The sequence below is a fragment of the uncultured Campylobacter sp. genome, from assembly GCF_938017615.1.
Lineage (GTDB): Bacteria > Campylobacterota > Campylobacteria > Campylobacterales > Campylobacteraceae > Campylobacter_B.
In genome coordinates this window covers 1-23036 of record NZ_CALIJA010000091.1, presented here as the reverse complement: position 1 = coordinate 23036, position 23036 = coordinate 1, and the positions used below count along the sequence as shown (strand labels likewise).

The following is a 23036-nucleotide window of genomic DNA, read 5'->3' as shown; positions in this document are numbered from 1 at the left end:
GCCGGCGAATTTAAACTTGTGCGCAAAAACATGCTAAAAAACGGCATTGCCGCAACCAAAATCGACGTAGTGCCGCTAAAATCGCAGCCTCACGCTAGAAGCTACGCCGATATAAGACAAATTTTAGAGAGTTCAAATTTAAGCCAAAGCTGCAAACAAAGAGCGGGCGCGATATTTTGCACCATTGTCGAGGCCGAGGCCAAAGTCCACGGCACGGACGTAGAGCGGGTACATTTCCACGAGCTTGGCGCGATCGATAGCATCGCGGACGTCGTGGGCGCGGCGATCTGCTTTGAGTATCTTTTTGAAAAACTCGGCGTTTCGCGCGTGCTAAGCTCCAAAATCGAGCTTGGCGGCGGCGTAGCGATCTGCGATCACGGCGAGCTTAGCGTGCCGGCACCCGCCGTTTGCGAAATTTTAAAAGGCGTGCCCGTAAGCCTCGGACGCACAAATTTCGAGATGACTACGCCCACGGGAGCGGCGATTTTAAAGGCTTGTGCGGATGAGTTTGCGGACGGCGCGAGCTTTAAAATAGAAAAGATCGGCTACGGCGCGGGTAGCAAAGACGCCGCGGGCTTTGCAAACGTACTTCGCGCGATGATCTGCGAGGCGGATGAAAATTTGAACGATGAAAGCGGCGAGTCAAATTTAAGCGAAAAAACCGGCTACGGCGCAGTTTGCAAGCAAATTCTGATCTCCACGAACATCGACGATATGGATGCCGAGAGCTTTGCCTTTGCGTGCGAAATTTTACGCGAAAACGGCGCGCTGGACGTGTTTAGCCGCTCTATTTTTATGAAAAAGGGGCGCATGGGCCTTGAGCTAAACGCGCTGTGCCGCGAGCAGGACGCGCAAAATTTAAAGGATCTTATATTTACGCACACGACGGCGATCGGCGTTCGCGAGGTAGAGGTTGCTAAAACCGAGCTAAAGCGCGAATTTGCGCGGGTGCAGACGAAATTCGGCGAGATAGGGCTTAAAATTTCCGGCACTTGCCAAACGCAAAAGGCAAAGCCGGAATTTGACGAGTGTAAGGCCGCGGCGCTCGCGCACGGCACTACGATAGATCTGGTGCGAAAAGAGGCGCTGAAAATCTATGACGAAACTAGAAAAACTAAAGGCTGATCTGCGCGGGCTGGGCGAGCTAGCAGTCGCATTTAGCGGCGGCGCGGACAGCTCTCTGCTACTGCGAGTGGCGCACGACGCGCTGGGTGCGCGAGCGATCGGTATAACGATAAGATCGCCCTACATGTCCTCGCGCGAGATCGCCGAAGCCGTGGAATTTGCTAGATTTTACGGCATCCGACACGAAATTTTAGAACTCGGCGTCGTAGAGGGGATCAAATATAACCCCGAAAACCGCTGCTATCTGTGCAAAAAGGCGGTATTTTCGCGTCTAATCGAGCACGCCCGCGAGCTTGGATTTAGCCGCGTCGCAGACGGCACGAACCGAGACGATCTGGGCGAATACCGCCTGGGGCTCAAAGCCAAAGAGGAGCTAGGCGTGCTCTCGCCGCTAATAAATTTAACCAAATCCGAGATCCGCGAGCTATCGCGCGAGTTAAGCTTACCCACCGCCGAAAAGCCCGGCTATGCGTGCTTGCTAACGCGCCTACCGCACGGACGCGAGATCGATCAGAGCGAGCTAAATTTGATAGAAGCCGCGGAAAATCTGCTCATCGCAAGCGGTTACGCAAACGTCCGCGCGCGGTGCGACCGCAAAAATATAAAGCTGCAAATGCCCTTTGCTAGCATGCGGGACTTTCTAAACGACGCTAAATTTAAAAGCGTCGTTAGACAGCTCGTTATGCTGGGTGCAGCCGATGTGACGCTCGATCTGAAGGGGCTTAGAGAGGATGTTTTGCATGAGAGAGGATGAAATTTTAGAGCTTTTTGCCGGGATAAAAAGCGGCCGCGTGAGCGAGCAAGAGGCGCTAAAATACCTAAAAAACTACCCATACGAGGACGTGGGCTGCGCCAAGATCGACACTCAGCGCGCCCTGCGAAACGGCACGGGCGAGGTGATCTACGGCGAGGGCAAGATGGATGATGAAATTTTACGCATCGCTGGTGCGATCGGCGCAAGGCGGCAAAATATCCTAATCACGCGCACGAACGAGCGGGTTTTCAAGCGGCTGCGCGAAATCTTACCGCAGGCGGAGTTTAACGTTCGCGGCCGCGTCATCAGCGTCAAATTTAAAGAGCCCGCACTCACGCAAAGCTACATCGCGATAGTCTCCGCAGGCACCGCCGACGGCGCGGTAGTGGAGGAAGCGTACGAGACGGCGAGATTTTTAGGCAACGACGTGCGCAAATTTAGCGACGCGGGCGTGGCGGGGCTGCACAGGTTGATCGCAAATTTAGAGCAGATACGCGGCGCAAAGGTCGTGATCGCGGTGGCGGGCATGGAGGGCGCGCTAGCTAGCGTGCTAGCGGGTCTTGTTAGCGTGCCCGTGATCGCGGTGCCCACCAGCGTGGGGTACGGGGCTAGCTTTGGCGGGCTGGCGGCGCTACTAGCGATGCTAAACAGCTGCGCAAACGGCGTTAGCGTCGTAAATATCGACAACGGCTTTGGCGCCGCATATAACGCGAGCCTGATAAATCATCTGTGAATTTACGCCCGCCGCTCTGCTGAATGAACAGACTAAATTTAAGTATACGAATGTAAAATTTGACGAGTAAATTTAAAAGGAAAAAGTTGCAAGATAAAATTTTAAGCGAACTAAAAACAAGCGAGTGCGATTATGGAGACGCCGCGGCAAAACTTGTGATTTTAGCAATTCCAATTTACATTGTTGCAGGTCCAAATAGTGGCTTTGAAGGCATTATGGCAGCCATTTTATTTTATGCATTCGTGAGGGCTGCAATTAGCATAATTTCATACCATTTATCGCCTAAAGCCTTAGCGCTCGCAATCTTTGCCCTCTTTCTAGTTATCGAAACTGCACAATATTTTAAAGTGCTTGAAATTTTAGGCGTACAAAATTCTATATTGCGGATAATTTTTGGTGGAACATTCGATTGGACGGACATTATCTGCTACGCAATAGGCTGTGTTTTAGCTTACGTATCTGAAAGTATCATTTATGATAAGGCGCGAATATGGAGGCGTAAAAGGTTGCCTAAAAATTTTAATGAAATTTTGCGTAACGGCAATGAAAAAAAGATCAAAGAAGTATTCCAAACCCGTGATATAAATGCGACCGACAAAGACGGCAACACGATACTGCATATGCTTCATGCGGACAAAAATATCAAGAAAAAAGACCCAAACTCGCCCTATGTGTATATGGGCGCAAATTTAATCGAATGGATCATCATGCAAGGCGGCGACATAAACGCTAAAAACAAAAAGGGCGAGACGCCGCTTAGAAATTTTATGTGGTATGTATATAAAAATTTAAAACCGCATCAGAAACTAATAATTATAGCCCACCCTGGATCCTATTTTTATAAATATGCCAAAGAGATGAATGAGGTTTTAAATACTGATTTTGGCGTAATGTGCAATTACATATATTACATGCTGCCTAGAGTATCAAAGTATGTTATTAATCCAGAGCAAAAGCTAATGTTTGGTTTATATCATATGCAATTAGAGACATCGGGGGATTTGGATAAGATGACGCCGTTTATAATATACAATACTATACCAAAATCACCAGATGAAGAAACAGCTGTTTGGCGGTGCTTCGGCAAAAGGTTGGAATATCTATATGTGCCCGAGTATCCAACGGATATGGAAAAGTATGATCCGCAAGAATACAGTAAATTTACCTATGATTTTTGGATGAAATTCTTAAGGCAAAAAGATAGCGTGCAGTATAAAATGATACATGCGGCTACTAATTTATACTGGTACTGGGACTACAACGGGGAATATGGAAGTTGGATTTTATGGGATGATGAGTATACCGATAAAACCGCCGCCGAAATTAAAAAATATTTTAAGCTAGGCAATAGGTTAGATGAGCTAAATGACGACGCGCTTGATAAAATGTTTTATGATCTAAGAAAGAGCTGAAGTGCCGAAGATATAGGTAAATTTAGATATCTGTTTGTACTTTGGTTACTTAAAAATCCCGAGCCGTTTTTCGAGGATGAAATTTAAAAGGAGAAGCGATGGATAAAGAAAAAGCCGTAGAAAAAATGACCGAGGTCATGGCGAAATTCGTCGGCTACACGGGCAAGGTGCTGCCTGACGACGTGACGGCGAAGCTAAGCGAGCTCGCCGAGCGCGAGACGCAGCCGCTGGCAAGGGAGATCTACAAAACGATGTTTGAAAACCAGCGCCTAGCTAAGCAGCTAGACCGTCCGTCCTGCCAGGATACGGGCGTGATCCAGTTTTTTGTCCGCTGCGGCGCGAACTTCCCGCTCATCGGCGAGCTTGAGGAGCTGCTGCGAGAGGCCGTACTGCGAGCGACGCGCGAGGCTCCGCTGCGTCACAACAGCGTCGAGACATTTGACGAGTACAACACCGGCAAAAACGTCGGCAAGGGCACGCCGAGCGTCTTTTGGGAGATCGTGCCGGATAGCGGCGAGTGCGAGATACACACCTACATGGCGGGCGGCGGCTGTAGCCTGCCCGGCAAGGCAACCGTGCTGATGCCCGGCATGGGCTACGAAGGGGTCGTGAAATTCGTCATGGACATAATGACCAGCTACGGCATAAACGCCTGTCCGCCGCTGCTAGTTGGCGTAGGCATAGGCACCTCGATCGACGTGGCGTCGCTGCTATCTAAAAAAGCGCTGATGAGGCCGCTTGGCTCGCGTAACCAAAACGAACGCGCCGCGCTAACCGAAAAGCTGCTCGAAGAGGGCATCAATAAAATCGGCCTGGGCCCGCAGGGCATGAGCGGCGCAAGCTCCGTGATGGGCGTGCATATCGAAAACTGCGCCCGCCACCCCAGCGTCATCGCCGTCGCCGTAAACGTGGGCTGCTGGTCGCACCGCAAAGGCCACATCGTCTGGGACGCGGGGCTAAGCTTTGCCGTAAAATCGCACAAGGAGTTCGCGCTATGAGTAAGAAAATTTTAACCACGCCGATCAAGGCCGAGAATCTGGCCGACATCAAAATCGGCGACGTCATATACCTCAGCGGACACATCGTCACCTGCCGCGACGTGCCGCACAGACGCGTCGTAGAGGAGGGCCGCGAGCTACCGCTTGATATCAGAGGCGGCGCGATCCTGCACGCGGGGCCGATCATCAGAAAAACGGGCGAAAAAAGCTTTGAGATGGTTTCGGTCGGACCTACGACTAGCATGCGGATGGAGAAATTTGAGCGCGAATTTATCGCTAAAACGGGCGTGCGCCTCATTGTCGGCAAAGGCGGCATGGGCGAGGGCACGATGAGCGGCTGCAAGGAGTTTGGCGCGATACACTGCGTATTTCCTGCGGGCTGCGCGGTGGTGGCCGCGACGCAGGTCGAGGAGATCGAGAGTGCGGACTGGACGGAGCTTGGGATGCCAGAGACGCTATGGAAGTGCCGCGTGAAGGAGTTTGGCCCGCTCATCGTCTCGATTGACGCGCACGGAAATAATCTTTTTGAGCAGAACAAGGTAAAATTTAACGAGAAAAAGGACGCGGCGCTAGCTGAAATTTTACCGCAGGTCGGGTTTATAAAGTAGTTAAATTTTGGCGGCTCGCGCTTTAAATTTTTGCACTCTGTCGCTAAATTTTAAAATTTATCGCTGTAGCGAGGGGTAAATTTTAAGAGCTTTGGGCGGATATGGCGCGGGTGCGAATGATGAATAAAACAGCCAGTGGGGCTAAGCGCGAGATTAAATTTATCTGCAAATTTAGCTAATCGCAGGGATAAATTTTAAAAACTTAGACCCGCAAAGCCGCCGTTTTAAAGCGCGGACTAAAAGCGCGCGCTAATCTCGCCGAAGCTCTTTCGTAAATTTAGCCTACGCGCTATTTTTCTCCACGAATTTTACGCTTGCATAGAGGTGGCTTGCAAGCCCTAGCGCGCCCAGTATCGCGCCCGCCTCGCCTATGTGTTCAAGCCCGAATCTCGTTGCGACTTGATGTCCCAAAAGCGCTCCGCCGCCGATGCCTACGTTATAAATCGCCGAGTAGATCGATATTGCGACGTCGGTAGCGTCGGGAGCTAGCGCCAAAACCCTAATCTGCAAACAAAGCCCAAAGCCAAAAATTCCCACTCCCCAGACGAAAGCTGCAAGCAGCAGCGCCGCGTCATTTGCGACAAAAGCTTTTAGCGTCAGCACCGAGGCTAGGATAAAGAGGATCGAGCAGATCAAAAAGGCGTTTGGAAAAGGGCGGTAAAGCTTTGAAAAAAGCACGCTCGCAGCGATTCCCGAAGCGCCGAATGCAAGCAGGACGTAGGTTACGAAGTGACCCCCTGCGGGATTAAATTTCGCCACGAAGGGCTCGACGTAGCTGTAGGTCGTAAAATGCGCACCCACGATCAAAAACGTCAGCAGATACAAAGCAAGCAGCATCGGGCGCCTTGCAAGCATCGGCAGGCTCGCAAGGGAGCCCGCGCGGCGGCTTGGCAAAAACGGTAAAATTTTCCAAAGAAACAGCGCCTCGGCCGCCGCAAGCGCGCCGATTGCGAAAAACGTAATCCTCCAGCCAAAAAGCTCGCCGACTACGCGCCCCAAAGGAAGCCCCAAAACCATGGCTAGCGATGTCCCAAGAGCCAGCATGCCGATAGCCTGAGAGCCTTTATTTATCGGCGCTACGCGCACGACGAGCGATGAGGTGATCGACCAAAAGATCGCGTGCGAAATCGCGATGCCCAGTCGCGCGATTACCAAAACGGCAAAATTCCACGCAATGGCTACCAGGACGTGGTTTAGCGTAAACAGCACAAAAAGCCGCAAAAGTAGCCTCTTGCGCTCGAGCTTTGAAGTAAGCAGCATCAACGGCAGCGAAAGGATACTCACCGCCCACGCGTAGATCGTGATGATTAGGCCCGTACTCGTAACATCCATCTTAAAATCCGCCGCAATGTCGCTTAGCAGGGCCACGGGGATAAATTCCGTCGTGTTAAAAATAAAGGCGGCAAACGCTAACGCGACAACTCTCGTATAAGCGATTTTATGGACGTTCATCGGTTTTCTCTTTCTAGCTTTTAAATTTAGACTTTAAGTTTAGCGCATTTAGCGGTTTTTAGCTTTTCGAGTTCTGCTCGGAATTTTAAAATTTTAAATTCCGTGCCGCGTTTCGTGCCAAATCTAAGCGGAGGATTATAGCTAAATTTATCCTCCGCGCAGCTTGCGGAAATAGAATTTACGCTCAAAACGCAAAGTCGCGTGTGGTAAAATTCACGTAGCGATCAATCAATGAAAATTTAAAATGAAATTTGCACCGCGCTCGGCAGATGGCAATAAAATTTCTTGTATTTGGCAGAATGCGCTGAAATTTTATATACCGCGATGTTATAAGCCATAAATAAAATTTCGCTACGTTGAGCTTGGATGCGTATGGCGGTTGAGGCTTTGTAGTGGCTAAATTTTATTATCCAGTCTTGTTGCGATATGAGGTCTTTTTATCTTGTGGCAAGTGCATTTTTAAATTTCTTAATTTTCGCGCATTCCCGTCATTTGATATTTAGGTTAGAATTTCGAGTCAGACGGCTAAATTTGCATTAATCTCTACCCGCTGCTTGCGATCTGCGCTTAAAGTACGCAGAAATTTATTTTCAAAGCGGAGAAAGAGCCGTCTCAAATCGTCCGTAATGCTCGTCTAAAACTGCCAGCAGATCGCGCTTGTAGCCCGCCTGCTGTGATAAAGCTTTAGAATTTTATTCGGTTTGTGAAGCATTTAAATTTTTAAGCAATAAATATGTAAAATTAGCGAAATTTGATAATTCCAAAGGAACTAAAAATGGCAAAAGTTATGAAAACGATGGACGGAAACGAGGCGGCGGCTTACGTCTCATACGCCTTCACCGAGGTTGCGGGCATCTATCCGATCACGCCTAGCTCGCCTATGGCGGATTACACCGATATTTGGGCGTCGCAGGGCAAGAAAAACCTCTTCGGCATGCCCGTTAAAGTGGTCGAGATGCAAAGCGAAGGCGGCGCGGCGGGCACCGTGCACGGCTCACTCCAAGCGGGCGCGCTTACGACGACGTACACCGCATCGCAGGGGCTTTTGCTAAAAATTCCAAATATGTACAAGATCGCGGGCCAGATGCTTCCGGGCGTCATTCACGTTGCGGCGCGTGCGCTTGCGGCACAGGCGCTCTCCATCTTCGGCGATCATCAAGACGTCTACGCCTGTCGCCAAAGCGGCTTTGCGATGCTCGCAAGCGACAGCGTGCAGGAGGTGATGGATCTGGGCGGTATCGCGCATCTTGCGGCGATTAAGGGGCGAGTGCCGTTTTTGCACTTTTTCGACGGATTTCGCACGAGCCATGAAATTCAAAAGATCGAGGTGATGGACTATGCCGAGTTTGATCGCTTGCTCGATCGCGAGGCCGTGCGTAAATTTAGAGCTGACGCGCTAAACTCCGAACATCCTAAAACTCGCGGCACGGCGCAAAACGACGACGTATATTTTCAGACGCGCGAGCTAGTTAATAAATTTTACGACGCGCTTCCGGACATCGTCGCGGAGTATATGAGCGAAATTTCAAAGATCACGGGGCGGTCGTACGCGCCTTTCGTCTATTACGGCGCAAGTGAGCCGCAGCGCGTGATCGTCGCGATGGGCTCGGTTAATCAAGCCCTTGAAGAGGTGGTCGATCATCTAAACGCGAAAGGCGAGAAGGTGGGCGTGCTAAAAGTGCATCTCTACAGGCCTTTCAGCCTCAAATATCTCTTCGCCGCGATGCCTAAAAGCGTGCGTAAAATCGCCGTGCTCGACCGCACGAAGGAGCCCGGCAGCCTCGGCGAGCCTCTGTATCTGGACATAAAAGCCGCATTTTACGAGCGCGAGGACGCTCCGCTCATCGTGGGCGGCAGGTATGGGCTAAGCTCCAAGGATGTTGATCCCGCACAGCTAATCGCCGTGTATGAAAATTTAAATGCAAACGAGCCTAAAAACGGTTTTACTATCGGCATCGATGACGACGTGACGCATCTGTCGCTACCCGTGGGAGATAAAATTTCGCTCGGCTACGAGGATGAGACCGAGTGCCTGTTTTACGGCCTCGGCGCGGACGGCACCGTGGGCGCGAATAAAAATTCCGTCAAAATCATCGGCGATAAAACCGATCTTTACGCGCAGGCGTATTTCGCCTATGACAGCAAAAAATCGGGCGGTTACACGCGCTCGCACCTGCGCTTTGGCAAAAGGCCGATCCGCTCGACCTATCTCGTCTCCGATCCGCATTTCGTCGCCTGCTCGGTCGCTGCGTATCTGGACATCTACGACGTTATCGGGGGCATTCGCGAAGGCGGCACCTTCCTTTTAAATTCCATCTGGGATGCCGAGCAAACGGCGGCAAAGCTTCCGAGCAAGGTCAAAAAAATTCTAGCCCAAAGACGGGTAAAATTTTACATTCTAAACGCCACCAAACTAGCGCACGAGATAGGACTCGGAGGCCGCACCAATACGATCATGCAATCGGCGTTTTTCAAACTTAGCGGCATCATCCCGTTTGAGCAGGCGCAAAGCTATATGAAAGAATACGCCAAAAAAACCTACGCTAAAAAGGGCGAGGCGGTCGTGGCGATGAACTGCGACGCGATCGATAGGGGCGCGGACGCTTTGGTGCAGGTAGCGATCGATCCTGCGTGGGTAAATTTGAAAGATGACGCGGCGGATACGAACGATAAATACAGAGGCGACGAATTTATAGAAAAGATCGTAAAACCGATGAACGCAGCACGCGGCGATAGCTTGCCGGTGTCGGCGTTTTTAGGGCACGAGGACGGCGGGTTTGACGCAGGCAGCACGCGATTTGAAAAGCGCGGCGTAGGCGTTGTGGTGCCTAAATGGATCGAGCAAAACTGCATCCAGTGCAACCAGTGTGCCTTCGTCTGCCCGCACGCCGTAATTAGAGCTTTTTTACTAGACGAAAAGGACGAGGCCGCCGCGCCTTTAAATTTAAAAGAGCACCTGCTAGAAGCCAAGGGCAAGGAGCTAAAGGGGCTAAAATACAAGATCCAAGTAAGCCCGCTAGATTGCACGGGCTGCGCGCTCTGCGCCGAAAACTGCCCGAGCAAGGAAAAATCGCTCGTCATGGTGCCGCTTGAAGAAGAACTCGCAAAGGGCGAGCAAGAAAGCGCAGACTTTTTATTCGAGCACGTAAGATACAAAGACGATTTGATGGACAGATCAAGCGTCAAGGGCGTGGGCTTTGCCCGCCCGTATTTTGAATTTCACGGCGCGTGCCCGGGATGCGGCGAGACGCCGTATATCACGCTGATCACGCGACTTTTCGGAGATCATATGATCGTAGCCAACGCCACTGGCTGTAGCTCGATCTACGGCGGATCGGCGCCTTCGATGCCGTACCGCAAGGACGAGAACGGTCGCGGCGTCGCGTGGGCGAACTCGCTTTTTGAGGATAACGCGGAGTTCGGGCTGGGAATGAAGATCGCAAGCGAGACGCTGCGCCATAAGATCGAGGATCTTATGCTAGGCTCGCTCTCAAGCGTGCCAAACGCGCTAAAGGCGCTTTATCACGACTGGATCGAAAACAGAAACGATACGCTAAAATCCGCTCAGATCAGAGATAGGCTTGTGCCGCTACTAGAACAAAATTTAGACGCGCCGGGGGTTCGTGAAATTTTAGAACTTAAGCAGTATCTAAATAAAAAATCGCAATGGATCATCGGTGGCGACGGCTGGGCCTACGACATCGGCTACGGCGGGCTCGATCACGTGCTGGCTACCGGCGAGGACGTAAACGTGCTGGTGCTAGATACGGAGGTTTACTCAAACACGGGCGGACAGAGCTCCAAGGCTAGCCGCCGCGGCTCGATCGCGCAGTTTACCGCTGGCGGTAAGGCGGTGCAGAAAAAGGACCTCGGCCAGATCGCGATGACCTACGGTAACATCTTCGTCGCGCAGGTAAATTCCAACGCAAACCAAGCCGCGACGCTAAAAGCGATCATGACGGCGGAGGCTTACCCGGGACCTAGCCTTATCATCGCGTATTCGCCGTGTATCGCGCACGGCATCAAAGGCGGCATGGGCAGCTCGGGCGATCAGGCCGAGCTTGCGAGCAAATGCGGCTATTGGCCGACCTATACCTTCGATCCGCGACTTGCGGCGGAGGGCAAAAATCCGCTTAAAATTTCATCCAAAGAGCCGGACTGGAGCCTTTATGAGGAATTTTTGCTAAACGAAGTGCGCTACAACGCGCTTAAAAAGATCGATCCGGAGCACGCGGGCAAGCTTTATGAAGCAAATAAAGCCGATGCGATGAGGCGCTACCGCCAGCTCAAACGGCTTGCGAATGCCGATTTCGGCGATGAGGTTATCTCTGCGGGCGTCGCGAGCGAGAATGCTTAAGCGTTGTAGTTAATTTTTAGAATTCCGGGTCGCAGAATTTGTGACCCAGGAATTTCGTTAAATTCCAAAAGGAAAATCCATGAAAAAAATCGGACTAATCGGCGGCATGAGTTACGAATCTACGATTACCTATTATGATGGGATCAATCGCAAAATTAACGAGCGTCTAGGCGGGCTAAGTAGCGGCGAAATTCTGCTAAGTAGTCTAAATTTTGACGAGATCGAGCGGTGCCAAAGAGATAATGAGTGGGGCAGGGCGGGTGAAATTTTAGCTCGTCACGCGCGGGTTTTGCAAAGTGGCGGAGCGGATTATATTTTTCTTTGCACCAATACGATGCATAAGTGCTACGAGGCGATAAAAGCCGCTATATCCGTGCCTTTCGTGCATATCGCGGACGCCACGTTAAGTGAGCTGCGAAAACGTGGCGTGCAAAAAGTAGGGCTGCTCGGCACGATCTACACGATGACGCAGGATTTTTACAAACAGCGCTTGATAGATGGCGGCGTAGAGGTACTCGTGCCAAATGCGGACGAAATGGAAGCGGTAAACGAAGTAATTTTTGATGAGCTTTGCTTCGGTAAAATCTTACCGCACTCCAAAGAGAAATTTTTACGGATTATTGAAGGACTTAGGGCTCGCGGCGCGCAGGGAGTGATACTGGGCTGCACGGAGATTGGGCTGCTCGTATCGCAAGTAGATACCGCCGCGTGGCTATTCGATACTACGCAGATCCACATCGATGCGGCAGTAAGTCTAGCTTTAGGCGAGTAAATATCAAATATAAGCCGGTAAAATTCCGGCTTATAATTTTAAATTTTTATATACATTATCAGTTAAATTTAATCTTTCTCTGTTATAATAACGAATATCAATCATAAAAGGGGATGAAATGAATGTTTTAGTTATAGGAGCAGATGAGATTACACCCATTAAGGCGGTTTTAAAAGATCTTGGCGCGAGCAACATCGAGCACTGGGACGCACGAAACGAAAATCGCGTAAATCGCAAGCCGATCCCGCAAGATACCGAGTGCGTCGTTATGCTTACGAGCTTTTTAAACCACAACACGATGAAAAAAATCAAAGGTGAAGTAAAAAAGCGCAAAATCCCGCTCGTATGCGCTAAAAGAAGCGTTAGCTGCGTATTTTGCGAATACTGTAAGGTTTTCAATTTAAATCAAGAATTCGGGTGCAAGCCTTGCGAAGATGATTAAAATTCCAAGGAATTTAAGTAATGCCGGCAAGCCCAGGCAAGCGGTTAAAAAATCGTGCACTGCGTCGCGATCAAATGCTTACGACGATGAAACAGGCGAGCTAAATTTCAAGGATTTTTTAAATTCTAGTAAATTTAACGCTACTTGTCTTGCGCCCGTCGAAAGTAAGAAATTTAGCGGCAAATTTAAAAAGTTTTCAATTGGTAAATCGGACGCACTTAATTATAATGCCTCTAAGCCGTGCGTTGCAAAGAGTGCGCAAAAAGGCGGCGCAAATAGGAATTTTATAGCAAGGGCTTTTTACGACACTGGCTCCGCGCAAAAGAATTTTCTCTGCGCTAAGCGCTCGGACGAGAAATCAGCTTTGTTACGAGATACTGCCGTGTCAAAACGAGGTATCGCAGCACGCGAAAAACGCCAAAAAGTGGATCTGCAGCAGGATAATGAGCTTATTGATGATGAAATTTTAAATGCTGAAGCTTTTAATAAAAAATTCTTTTGCGGCGAAATTTTTGGCTTTGATGCGAACGGGCGCGAGATTGCGCCAGAGGCGCTGCGGGATTATGATGCGGCTTCGCGAGCGCGAGCGATACTAGCTCTATATAATTTTAACGTTAATGCGGATTATAGAATTCTGCCCGCAAATTTAAAGGGCGCTTCGCAGTTTCGAGCGGCATTTTTAAATTTTATCGCTTCCGAACTTAGGCGCGGTGCTCGCAAAATTTACCGCTTCAAGCCCGCCGTGAAATTCTGTACGGCGGATAATGCGATAATCTTTGCCTATCTGCGCGATATGCCGCTGCCTGTATTTGCCGCCAAGCCCGCTTATAAGCTAACTAGCGCAATCGTGAGTCTGCGTAGCGGATTGCTGCTAAACGGAGACGATGCGTTTTGCAACTTCGTATTTTGCAAAATCGCGCTTCGCAATGCAGGCGCACAGCTGCAGCTTGTGGGTAAATCGGGCGAGCTCATCGTAGTTCGCAAGAGCGGTTTTAGCCTAGGCGTGGTTACGAGCTTTAAAAAAATTCTACCTCAAAATTCAGCCATTTATGATAATGATATAAAAAAAGCGCTAGAGCTTTGCCGCGGAGCAAACCTCGATGCCCTGTATCTTGTCTATCCAAAAAATGAAAATTTTAACCGCCACGTCGAGATAAAAAGCGAATGCTTTAAGGGAAATTTCATTATGAAATTAGTACCATACAAGCTCACCGACAAAATTTATTAAAAGGATACCAAATGGTTGGAATTATTTTTGGAAGCTCGATGGGCAATACTGAGGACGCCGCGAAGCTAATCTCCGAAAAGCTAGGCGTAGAAAACGAGTTAAAAAACGTCGCGGACATCGCGCCTGCAGATCTAAATAAATACACCGCGCTCATCATTGGCAGCTCTACATGGAACGACGGCGAGCTACAAGACGACTGGGCGGGCTTTGATTTCTCAGCCCTTGATGTCGCGGGCAAGACTGTCGCGATTTTCGGCATGGGCGATAGCTCAAGCTACAGCGACGCCTACTGCAACGCAATGCGCGAGCTATACGACAACTTCAAAAAAGCGGGTGCAAATATCGTAGGTGCAGTGCCTACCGACGGATATGAATTTGACGAGAGCAAGGCCGTAGTGGACGGCAAATTCGTTGGCCTCGCGCTAGATAATGACAATCAAAGCGACCTCACCGAGAGCCGCATCGAGGCGTGGGTAGCGCAGATCGCTCCATCTTTTAAATAGTCCTCCTTTAAATTTGCCGCGAAGCGTGCGCTTCGCGGCACTTTCATCTTTTTTAAAATCATTAAAGCTTAGACCTTTTTAAAATTTAGCTCTGCCGACTTCGGTTAAATTTAAACAGATTGGGCTTTGAAATTTTAAAATTTTAATCTGCACGAATGAAATTTATCTTTTAAATTTAGAGCTGCTGGATACTTTTGCGCTCATGTAAATACAGACCTGCTTGGAGGCGCACGTAGCGTGATTAGAAAAAATTTAGCCTTTGTGACGGCGGAAGAATGAAGCCGAGAGTTTGCATAGCGCAAGCGGATTTATAAACTTCATCGGCATAATAATCGGCGAACGTTCGGGAAATAAAATTTGCAAATTTTATAAGCGGCGAAGCGGGAATCGATGTCGCTAAAATTTCTCGCCGCACATACGCCATTTAAATTTATTTCCACGCGCATACCGTTAAAATTCTCGTCGCAGCTCTGCCGTGAAATTTCGCTCGCCGTTTAATGTAAAATTTTGTCTATCTGCGCAGCGAGCGGCTGCCGTCTGTCCGTAAAATTTAACATAAATTTGGCGCCGCAGCCGCGTGCAGCTGTCATTCTTTAAATAAACCGCAGCATAACCCGCGAGATCGCCCGCCGCTAGGAGCGAAAGCCGCAAAGCCCTGCGGCGCGACAAAGAATAAATTTAAAAGAGGAATTTTACTCTTTACGCTACTTCGCAGAAATACGCAGCAAGGTGTAAATTTAAAGTTTAGAATACAAATTTAAAAGATCGCAATTTACAGTCCCAGCTCTATCGCCAGATCCTTTACCGCTTTGAGATTTACCTTGCCGCTGCCGAGCACCGGGATTTGCTCGACCTTTTTCACGACGCTTGGCTGCATTATCGGCGCCAGCGCGGAGTCATTCAGGCGGCGCGAAATTTCATCCTCGCTCGTCTCGCCCACGTAGAGCAGAGCGATCTTTTCGCCCTTTTTCTCGTCTTTTAGGTTCACGCACGAATAGATCGCGCTCTCGCCTAAAATTTCGCTCACGGCGCTTTCTACTGCGCCCAGGCTAATCATCTCGCCGCCGATTTTAGCAAAGCGCGAGAGGCGGTCGGTGATAAATAAAAACCCGTCGTCGTCGATATAGCCGATGTCGCCGCTCTTGTAGTAGCGCACGTCGTTTATTTGTGCGATCGCTTCGGCGGTTTTTGCCGGCTCATCGTAGTACTCCTTCATAACCTGATGTCCGCCGATTAAGATAAGACCCTCCTGCCCGTTTGATAGCGGCTGCAGCGAGGCGGGATCGGTGATTTTTATGACCGTGCCCGCAAGCGGCAAGCCGACGCTCTTTTCGCGGTTGAAGTGAAGCTCTTTGAAAAAATCGGGCTCGAGGACGTTCGGCGTATTTACGCTCACCACCGGCGCAGTCTCGGTCGTGCCGTAGCCCTCGTAAATTTCGATTCCAAATTTTATCTTAAATTCCTTTCGGACATTTTCGTTTAGCTTCTCCGCGCCCGCAATCGCCAGGCGGATGCTTGCCAGCATAAGCGGATTGAGCCTTTTGTTTTTGGTGTAGAGCCTAAAAAACGTTGACGTGCCGAACATTATCGTAGCGCCGTATTTTGCGCTCATCTTGCCGACGCTAAAGGCGTCCGTAGGATCGGGCACGTGGATGCTTAAAATTCCGTCGTTTAGCGGAAAGAGCGTCGTTACGGTAAGCCCGAAGCAGTGAAAGATCGGCAGCGACGCTAAAATCGCGTCGTGCTCGGTGGCGTTTATGAGCTCTGAAATTTGACGGACGTTCGCCATTATATTTTTATGCGTTAAAACCACGCCTTTGGGCTTTCCCTCGCTGCCGCTGCTAAATAAAATGGTCGCTACGTCCTCTATCGCGTGCGGCTTAAAATACAGCGCGCGAAATAAAATTTTAGGCATTAGCAGCGATTTTAGCGCGCAGGCTATGCGCTCGTTTTTAGAGACGCCCTCGCTTAGATCCTCAAGGTACACGAGCCGATCGCCGATCGAGCTTTCCAGCTCAAAGCCCTTTGATTTGAGTTTTTCTACGAATTTTCGCGAGCTGATGATCGTGCGGATATTTGCTTTATCCGCGCAGTAGATTAAATTTTCCTCGCTTAGCGTGTAGTTTAAATTTACGCTCGTTTTACCCATCGCAAAAAGCGTTAAATTTACGGCGCTTGCGATGACCGAGCTAGGCAAAACGATACCGACGTTTTCCTCGCTATCTATGCGACTCTTTAGCCTTTTGCGAAGTATCAAAACGGCGCTCATCATCGCTAAATTTGTGAAGCTCACTCCCGTGCTATCGACCGCTACGCGCTTAAAAGGCGATTTTTTGGCTTGATTTAGCCAGTTGTAGGCAAGCGGCTTTAGGCTTGCGAGATATTTGCCCCAGCTGAAAAACGATAGCTCCGTTACTGCGCGCTTTACCTCGTGCGCCTTGGAATTTGCCCCAATCGGCGCGCCAAAGCTTACGCGAAGTGCGTTTTTGCCGCTTTGCGAGATCGTTCTTTTATAATGCTCACTGGCGCGCGAAAACGTCGATCCCCAAAGCCCTCTGATATAAAAAGGCACGATTACGGAGTTCGTATCGTGCGCGGCTAACTCAAACCCGCCTTGAAACTCGTCTATGCGGCCGTTGTAGCTGATGTGTCCTTCGGGGAAGAGCCCCACTACTTCACCAGCATTTAGCGCCTCGCGGATGCTTTCGATCGCGCTTTTGCTCACGCCCGCTCCGATCGGAATGACGCGGAAAATTTTAAAAAACCACTTCAAATACCACAGATCGTAGTAGCTGCGATGCATTACGAAGCGCACCCCGCGCGGGCATGCAAGCTGCACCACCGCCCAATCGATCCAGCTGATATGGTTGCCTAAAAGCAGCACGCCGCCTTTTTGCGGGATGTTTTCGATACCGTCTACGTGGACTTGGTAGCCAAATTTCATAAACGGAATGAGTAAAATTCTAACGAAAAGCTGTGGCAGATATTTCGCGCCGAAGATCCCGCAGATAAGAACGCAAAGAGCAGCCATAACGAAAATTTCGCCGCTGGCGACCGCAAAATGCACCAAGATGATGGCGATGAGCAAAAACAGCACCATAAAGATATTTTGTATGAAATTTGAGCCCGCGAGCACCCGTCCCATGCGTTCATCGGCGGTAAAAAACTGAATTACGGCGTTGAGCGGCACGATGAAAATTCCGCCGCTAAATCCGAAGAAAAATGATGCCGTGCCGAGCCAAAATACCGAGTGCGCGTTGGCTAGCACCATTAGCGCGAGTGCAAGCCCGAATGCGCCGAACGGCACGATACCAAGCTCGATATGTTTTTTGCAGTAGCTGCCCGCAAAGATCGAGCCTAACGCGATTCCGATCGCGCTAAGAGCTAAGATCACCTGGATCACCATTACGTTATCGCTGCCGCTAAGGCTCTTGTAGTGAGCCGGAAAGGTCGCGATCACGAGCTGCGAGACCGCCCAAAACATCGAAAGTCCGAGCGTGCAGAGCAGGACGTTTTTGTCTTTTAGCACAAAATTTAAATTTTGCCTTAGATAGCGAAGCTTAAGATAGTCGTCTTTGTTAAATTCCGCCTGCGGTTGCGCGGCGTCGAAGAATGGAATTTTATACGAATAATATGTTTCAAGCGCGGAGCCTGCGACTAAAAGTACGCCGATGAACCAAACCGAGCTCATCAGCTCGCCCGCGTCGCTGCTGCGCGTCGCAAACAGCTCGAAAATCACCGAAAAAACAAGAGATGAAAGTAGAATCGCGATGATGGTAAGAGCCTGCACGAGGCCGTTTGCCGCGCCTAAATTTTTCGCGCCGACGATTTTTTTAATCAGGCCGTATTTAGCGGGCGAGTAGATCGCGCTTTGCGCCGCAAGCAGGATCGTCATAAAAAATGCGAAATAAAACCATCCGCACAGATATCCGAGCGTAATGAGCGCGGTAAGCGCGACGCCGAGTTTCGCGCAGATCTGCGTGATGCGAGTACGCGAGAATTTGTCGTTGAGATAGCCGCTGGCGCTAAAAAGAAAAACGTAAGGTAGCAAAATCAGCAAATTTACAAGCGAGGTAAGGGCGATGAGAGCGCCAGAATCGGCACTTTTGACAAGGACGTTTTGAATCGTGATTTTATGGCCCAGATCGACGCTTGCGTTGATAAACATAATCGCCAAAAACGGCAAAAATCCTTTGATTTTTAATAAAGATTTCACGGGCGCTCCTTTAAAAACGGGATTTTATCTCACGGAAGTTAACGGACGCAAATTTAAGGCGGCTTCGCTACAATTACGCAAAAATTAAAGGAAAAATATGAAAGTGCAAATCACAAATCGCGACGTCGATAACCTCAATAAATTTATGCTGCTTTACAGCAAAAAGGCGCGCAAACAGCGCCTAGTCAGCACCTACGCCATACCGTTTGAGTTTTTGCTCGTTGGCATCATCATCGACGGGCTTTTAAAAACGGCGCCGATTGCGAGCGTGGCGTCGGTTATTTTGGGTGCGGCGTGGCTTATTTTTTATCCGAAATTTTACCGCCGCATGCTAAGAAAGCATCTGGATGCTGCTAAACTATCGCAAAACTCGAACATAGAGATGGAATTTATCGCGGGCGAGGATGAAATTTCATTTTCAAAGGGCGAGCCGCGCGCAAGCGAGAAATTTGCCGCGCGCTCGCTAAATCGAATCGCTGCGGACGGGGAGAATTTTTTCTTGGCGTTTGATCGCGGCTTTCACATCGTCCTTCCCAAAAACGCCGAGACGGACGCTGCGGTACAGCATCTTGCGGACGACTACGGTCTATCAGTACCGAACCATTATTGCGCAGGTTGATAGTAATGCTCGGTATACCTCCTCCTAACTCCTTTTTGCCTACAAAACGCACACTATAATGGCGCAAATACCATATTAGCGGCGGAATATCGTACAAACTTTGGTGATTTGGCACAAATATGATAGGTGCATTCTTAGGTAAAGGAGCTTCAATCGAAAAACGCACCCAATTACCACTTACTAACAGTATTTTAGTAAGCATAAGCGTCAGAAAATCGACGACTGCTTTGTGGGCTTTTCGTCCTATAAAGTGAATACAGACCCATTGTATAGGGTGAAAAATAAGCAATAAAAAGCCGTAAAGCAAGTAATGAAGTACACTAAGAGGGTAAGATAGTATTTTCATCATAAAAGTATTGAAATAAAAAACTTTGCCAAAGTAGCTGTACCTTAGCAAAGTGTAATGTAGAAAAAAGTTATTAACAATATTCGTTATAAGCCTGCTGAAGATTTTCTGCTATCACTTCAGCCATACGTCCTTCTATGTGATGGCGCTCTAACATATGCACCAATTCGCCGTCTTTGAAAAGGGCAATACTAGGCGATGATGGCGGAAAAGGCAACATATATTGGCGCGCTTCTTCAGTAGCCTCTCTATCTACCCCTGCAAATACAGTGGTCAGATGGTCTGGTTTCTTTGCGTTTTGCAAACTATAGATTACTGCCGGACGGGCATTGCGCGCAGCACAACCGCATACTGAGTTCACTACTACTAAGGTAGTGCCTTCTTGCTCAATAGCTTGTTTTACAGCTGCTGCCGTTTTTAATTCTTCAAAACCAACCGAAGTCAGTTCTTCTATCATAGGTTTTACCAATTCTGGTGGATACATAATATTTCGCTTTTTTTAATTTGCGGCAAAGGTAGTAAAAAAATTTATATTACGAAACATTTTGTCAATTGGTTTTTATGTAGTATCTTTGAGCCGCTAACTGAAATTGATAATATAATGACAAAAATTACAACGGCTGAAGAGGCTTTAAAGGTAGTCAAAAGTGGCGATTTCGTCTATATACAGGGGGGAGCTGCAGTTCCCGAAATATTAGTAGATGCCCTCGTTAAACGGGCTTCTGAGCTCCGCAATGTTACCATAGGGCATATCCATATCGAGGGTGATGCCCCTTTCGCCGACCCCAAATACAAAGATAGTTTCTACGTCAATTCCTTCTTCCTTTCGCGCAATGTACGGCATATCATCAAGGCAGGCAACGGTTCGTATACCCCTATTTTCTTAAGCGATATGCCTTTGCTTTTTGATAGAAAACACATAAAAGTAGATGTTGTTCTCATACAAGTTTCTCCCCCTGATAAATTCGGATTTTGCTCTATGGGCGTAAGTGTCGAGGCTTCAAAATCTGCTATCCGAAACGCCAAATACGTAATTGCCAAAGTCAATAGGCAGATGCCACGCACCTATGGTGATGCCCTCTTGCACGTAGATGAAATAGATTTTCTCGTAGAGCACGATGCGCCTATTTTCTCGCTACATCTCACCGAACCCAACGCTATCGAAACCCAAATAGCCCGCCATATAGTGCCGCTTATCGAAGACGGTAGCACCCTACAGCTGGGTATTGGCAATATCCCCAATGCCACATTGGCAGAAATGGGGCACCTCAAAAACTTAGGTATCCACACCGAGCTACTGACCGAAGGGGTACTCGATTTGGTGAAAAAAGGGGTTATCAATGGCTATGAAAAGAAGATAGACAAAGGAAAAATCATAGCCTCTTTTGCTATGGGCACACAAGAGTTGTATGACTTTATCGACCATAACCCTTCTGTTGAAATGACAGAAGCCTCGTATTCTAATGAAGTTTCAGTGATTAGGCAGAACCCTAAAATGATTTCTATTAACTCAGCTATCGAAGTGGATATTACCGGACAAGTATGTGCCGACTCTATAGGTACAACTATCTTTTCTGGCTTTGGTGGTCAAATAGATTTCGTACGAGGAGCAATGCTCAGCGAGGGCGGTAAGTCTATCATTGCATTTCCATCGGTTACCAATAAAGGAGAAAGCAAGATTGTCCCTTTCTTAAAGCAAGGAGCTGGAGTGGTAACCACTCGTGCCCACGTACAATATATCGTAACGGAATATGGGGTAGCCGAGCTTTTCAGCAAGAGCCTACAAGAGCGAGCCAAAGCCCTTATCGCTATCGCCCACCCCGACCACCGCGAAGCCTTAGAGAGAGCAGCCCACGATATTGTCTTCTTTCATTAATCTGTATATCAAAATTCACAATAAAAAAACCATAACAATAATTTGTTATGGTTTTTCTTTTATTTACCCTAAAAATAAGATTATTTTTTCTTACCTTTTTCAGCTTTAGCAGCATCTTGAGCGGCTTTCATAGCAGCACGAGATACTCTTATCTGGCAAACTACAGTGTTATCTGGGTGCATAATCTTGTAGTTTTCTTGAGGCAACTTAGTGATGTACAAACGGTTACCCATTTCAAGAGCTGAAATATCTACTGGAATAAAGTCAGGAAGATTGTCTGGTAAAGCTTTAATTTTTAGCTTACGATTTACCACACGTAGAGTACCCCCTGCCATAACACCAGGCGAAGTACCTTGTATTTGGATTGGCACTTCTATAGTGATTTCTTTGTTTTTGTTAAGTTGATAGAAATCAATGTGAATGATTTTGTCAGTTACAGGGTCAAACTGAATGTCTTGCAGAATGGCAGTATAACTCTTACCATTTACTTCAATCGTAGCTGTATACACGTTAGGAGTGTACACGATGCCAGCGAATGCTAATTCTGGTGCTGAAAAATGCAGAACATCGTCTCCTCCGTATAATACGCAAGGTACCTGTCCAGCATTACGTAAGGCTTTGCTTGCTGCTTTGCCCACGCTTTCTCTTTGAGATCCTTTGATTGTAATTGATTGCATTTATTTATAAATATTAAGTTACATAATAAATTTCGAACTAATCGCCTCATTGTGATGCACTTTATACATTACATCAGCAAAAAGTTCTGCACAAGAGAGTACTCTTATCTTTTTCGATGGCTGTTTCAGAGGGATAGAATCCGTTACTATCAGTTCCTCTAAAGCCGAATTTTCTATCCGTTCATAAGCATTCCCGCTAAGGATAGGATGTGTAGCTACTGCTCTCACACTCACAGCACCTCTTTCTTTCATCAGTTGCGCTGCTTTCACCAGTGTGCCAGCTGTATCTACCATATCATCTACTAACACCACATTTCTTCCCTCTACATCGCCTATAAGCTCCATTGTTTCAATAACATTAGCTTGTTTTCGTTGCTTGTAGCAGATTACCACTTCGCTTTTCAAGAATTTAGAGTAAGCGTAAGCTCTTTTAGAACCTCCCATATCGGGCGAAGCAATACACAGTTTGTCTAAGTTCAGACTTTCGAGGTAAGGTAGAAAAATACTCGAAGCAAAAAGGTGATCTACAGGGCGTTCAAAAAAACCTTGTATTTGGTCAGCGTGCAAGTCCATCGTCATTATGCGGGTAGCACCTGCAGCTTGCAATAAGTTAGCCACTAATTTAGCCCCTATAGGCACACGTGGTTTATCTTTTCTATCTTGGCGTGCCCAACCGAAGTAAGGCATAACCGCTGTGATGTGTCGAGCCGAAGCGCGTTTAGCTGCATCAAGCATCAGCAAAAGCTCCATTAAGTTGTCAGCGTTAGGAAAAGTAGAGCATACTAAAAAAACTCTCGTTCCGCGTATCGATTCCTCAAATGAAGGCTGAAATTCACCATCGCTATAGTAAGACAGTTTCACTTCGCCAAGAGTAGTACCGTATTTTTCTGCAATTTTTTCAGCCAGCTCTACACTTTT

At 48.3% G+C, this 23036-nt stretch carries 18 protein-coding genes and 1 pseudogene; 13 read left to right on the top strand and 6 right to left on the bottom strand.

Translation table 11 applies throughout. The features are described from left to right. From larC to ttdB, 6 genes are all read left to right on the top strand, one after another. On the top strand, nt 1-1125 hold a 1125-nt coding region (gene larC / locus Q0620_RS04185), incomplete at its 5' end, for a nickel pincer cofactor biosynthesis protein LarC (RefSeq protein ID WP_298783337.1). After that, a complete protein-coding gene (larE, locus tag Q0620_RS04180; protein WP_298783336.1) occupies nt 1097-1879 on the top strand; it encodes an ATP-dependent sacrificial sulfur transferase LarE in 783 nt (260 codons plus the stop codon). The genes larC and larE, both read left to right, overlap by 29 nt. Continuing rightward, a complete protein-coding gene (larB, locus tag Q0620_RS04175) occupies nt 1866-2612 on the top strand; it encodes a nickel pincer cofactor biosynthesis protein LarB (protein WP_298783338.1) in 747 nt (248 codons plus the stop codon). The genes larE and larB overlap by 14 nt, the downstream gene beginning before the upstream one ends. Nucleotides 2613-2698: 86 nt before the next feature. Further along, a complete protein-coding gene (locus Q0620_RS04170) occupies nt 2699-4024 on the top strand; it encodes a DUF2809 domain-containing protein (RefSeq protein WP_298783335.1) in 1326 nt (441 codons plus the stop codon). Nucleotides 4025-4122: 98 nt separating this feature from the next. Next, a complete protein-coding gene (gene ttdA, locus Q0620_RS04165) occupies nt 4123-5022 on the top strand; it encodes a L(+)-tartrate dehydratase subunit alpha (protein ID WP_298783333.1) in 900 nt (299 codons plus the stop codon). Continuing rightward, nucleotides 5019-5630, top strand: a complete 612-nt coding sequence (gene ttdB, locus Q0620_RS04160; RefSeq protein ID WP_298783332.1) for a L(+)-tartrate dehydratase subunit beta — start codon at nt 5019-5021, stop codon at nt 5628-5630. The genes ttdA and ttdB overlap by 4 nt, the downstream gene beginning before the upstream one ends. Before the next feature lie 282 nt (nt 5631-5912). On the opposite strand, the gene Q0620_RS04155 is transcribed toward ttdB, so the two are convergent. Further along, the gene (locus tag Q0620_RS04155; RefSeq protein WP_298783331.1) at nt 5913-7082 is read right to left on the bottom strand and encodes a sugar transporter; all 1170 of its coding nucleotides are present in this window, start codon (nt 7080-7082) and stop codon (nt 5913-5915) included. Between the two features lie 775 nt (nt 7083-7857). Here Q0620_RS04155 and nifJ point away from each other — a divergent pair. The 5 genes from nifJ (at nt 7858) to fldA (ending at nt 14384) form a co-directional block, all read left to right on the top strand. Then, nucleotides 7858-11439, top strand: a complete 3582-nt coding sequence (gene nifJ / locus Q0620_RS04150; RefSeq protein WP_298783330.1) for a pyruvate:ferredoxin (flavodoxin) oxidoreductase — start codon at nt 7858-7860, stop codon at nt 11437-11439. Between the two features lie 79 nt (nt 11440-11518). Further along, nucleotides 11519-12211, top strand: coding sequence for an aspartate/glutamate racemase family protein (locus tag Q0620_RS04145; protein ID WP_298783329.1), 693 nt, complete (start codon nt 11519-11521; stop codon nt 12209-12211). 118 nt (nt 12212-12329) lie between these two features. After that, nucleotides 12330-12653, top strand: a complete 324-nt coding sequence (locus Q0620_RS04140) for a DUF2325 domain-containing protein (RefSeq protein WP_297945424.1) — start codon at nt 12330-12332, stop codon at nt 12651-12653. After that, nucleotides 12646-13881 carry a hypothetical protein gene (locus tag Q0620_RS04135; protein ID WP_298783328.1) on the top strand — a complete coding sequence of 412 codons (1236 nt, stop codon included), beginning with the start codon at nt 12646-12648 and terminating at the stop codon, nt 13879-13881. The genes Q0620_RS04140 and Q0620_RS04135 overlap by 8 nt, the downstream gene beginning before the upstream one ends. A gap of 11 nt (nt 13882-13892) precedes the next feature. Beyond that, the gene (gene fldA, locus Q0620_RS04130; RefSeq protein ID WP_298051385.1) at nt 13893-14384 is read left to right on the top strand and encodes a flavodoxin FldA; all 492 of its coding nucleotides are present in this window, start codon (nt 13893-13895) and stop codon (nt 14382-14384) included. 772 nt (nt 14385-15156) lie between these two features. Here fldA and Q0620_RS04125 read toward each other — a convergent pair. Continuing rightward, nucleotides 15157-18600, bottom strand: coding sequence for an acyl-[ACP]--phospholipid O-acyltransferase (locus Q0620_RS04125; RefSeq protein WP_298783326.1), 3444 nt, complete (start codon nt 18598-18600; stop codon nt 15157-15159). 97 nt (nt 18601-18697) lie between these two features. Between Q0620_RS04125 and Q0620_RS04120 the strand changes: the two genes are divergently transcribed. Next, nucleotides 18698-19219 carry a hypothetical protein gene (locus Q0620_RS04120; RefSeq protein ID WP_298783325.1) on the top strand — a complete coding sequence of 174 codons (522 nt, stop codon included), beginning with the start codon at nt 18698-18700 and terminating at the stop codon, nt 19217-19219. A 4-nt stretch (nt 19220-19223) separates the two neighbouring features. Here Q0620_RS04120 and Q0620_RS10850 read toward each other — a convergent pair. Together Q0620_RS10850 and Q0620_RS04115 are read right to left on the bottom strand one after the other, a co-directional pair. Continuing rightward, nucleotides 19224-19421 (bottom strand): annotated as a pseudogene (locus Q0620_RS10850) (1-acyl-sn-glycerol-3-phosphate acyltransferase); the annotation flags it as partial. A gap of 217 nt (nt 19422-19638) precedes the next feature. Then, entirely contained in the window at nt 19639-20049 is a 411-nt protein-coding gene (locus Q0620_RS04115) for a BrxA/BrxB family bacilliredoxin (protein WP_009389807.1), read from the bottom strand. A gap of 117 nt (nt 20050-20166) precedes the next feature. On the opposite strand from Q0620_RS04115, the gene Q0620_RS04110 reads away from it, so the two are divergent. Beyond that, entirely contained in the window at nt 20167-21441 is a 1275-nt protein-coding gene (locus tag Q0620_RS04110) for an acetyl-CoA hydrolase/transferase C-terminal domain-containing protein (RefSeq protein WP_298783324.1), read from the top strand. An 80-nt stretch (nt 21442-21521) separates the two neighbouring features. Here Q0620_RS04110 and Q0620_RS04105 read toward each other — a convergent pair whose 3' ends face one another. Together Q0620_RS04105 and Q0620_RS04100 are read right to left on the bottom strand one after the other, a co-directional pair. Then, a complete protein-coding gene (locus tag Q0620_RS04105; protein WP_009389805.1) occupies nt 21522-22118 on the bottom strand; it encodes a 50S ribosomal protein L25/general stress protein Ctc in 597 nt (198 codons plus the stop codon). 18 nt (nt 22119-22136) lie between these two features. Continuing rightward, on the bottom strand, nt 22137-23036 hold a 900-nt coding region (locus tag Q0620_RS04100; RefSeq protein ID WP_298783323.1), incomplete at its 5' end, for a ribose-phosphate pyrophosphokinase.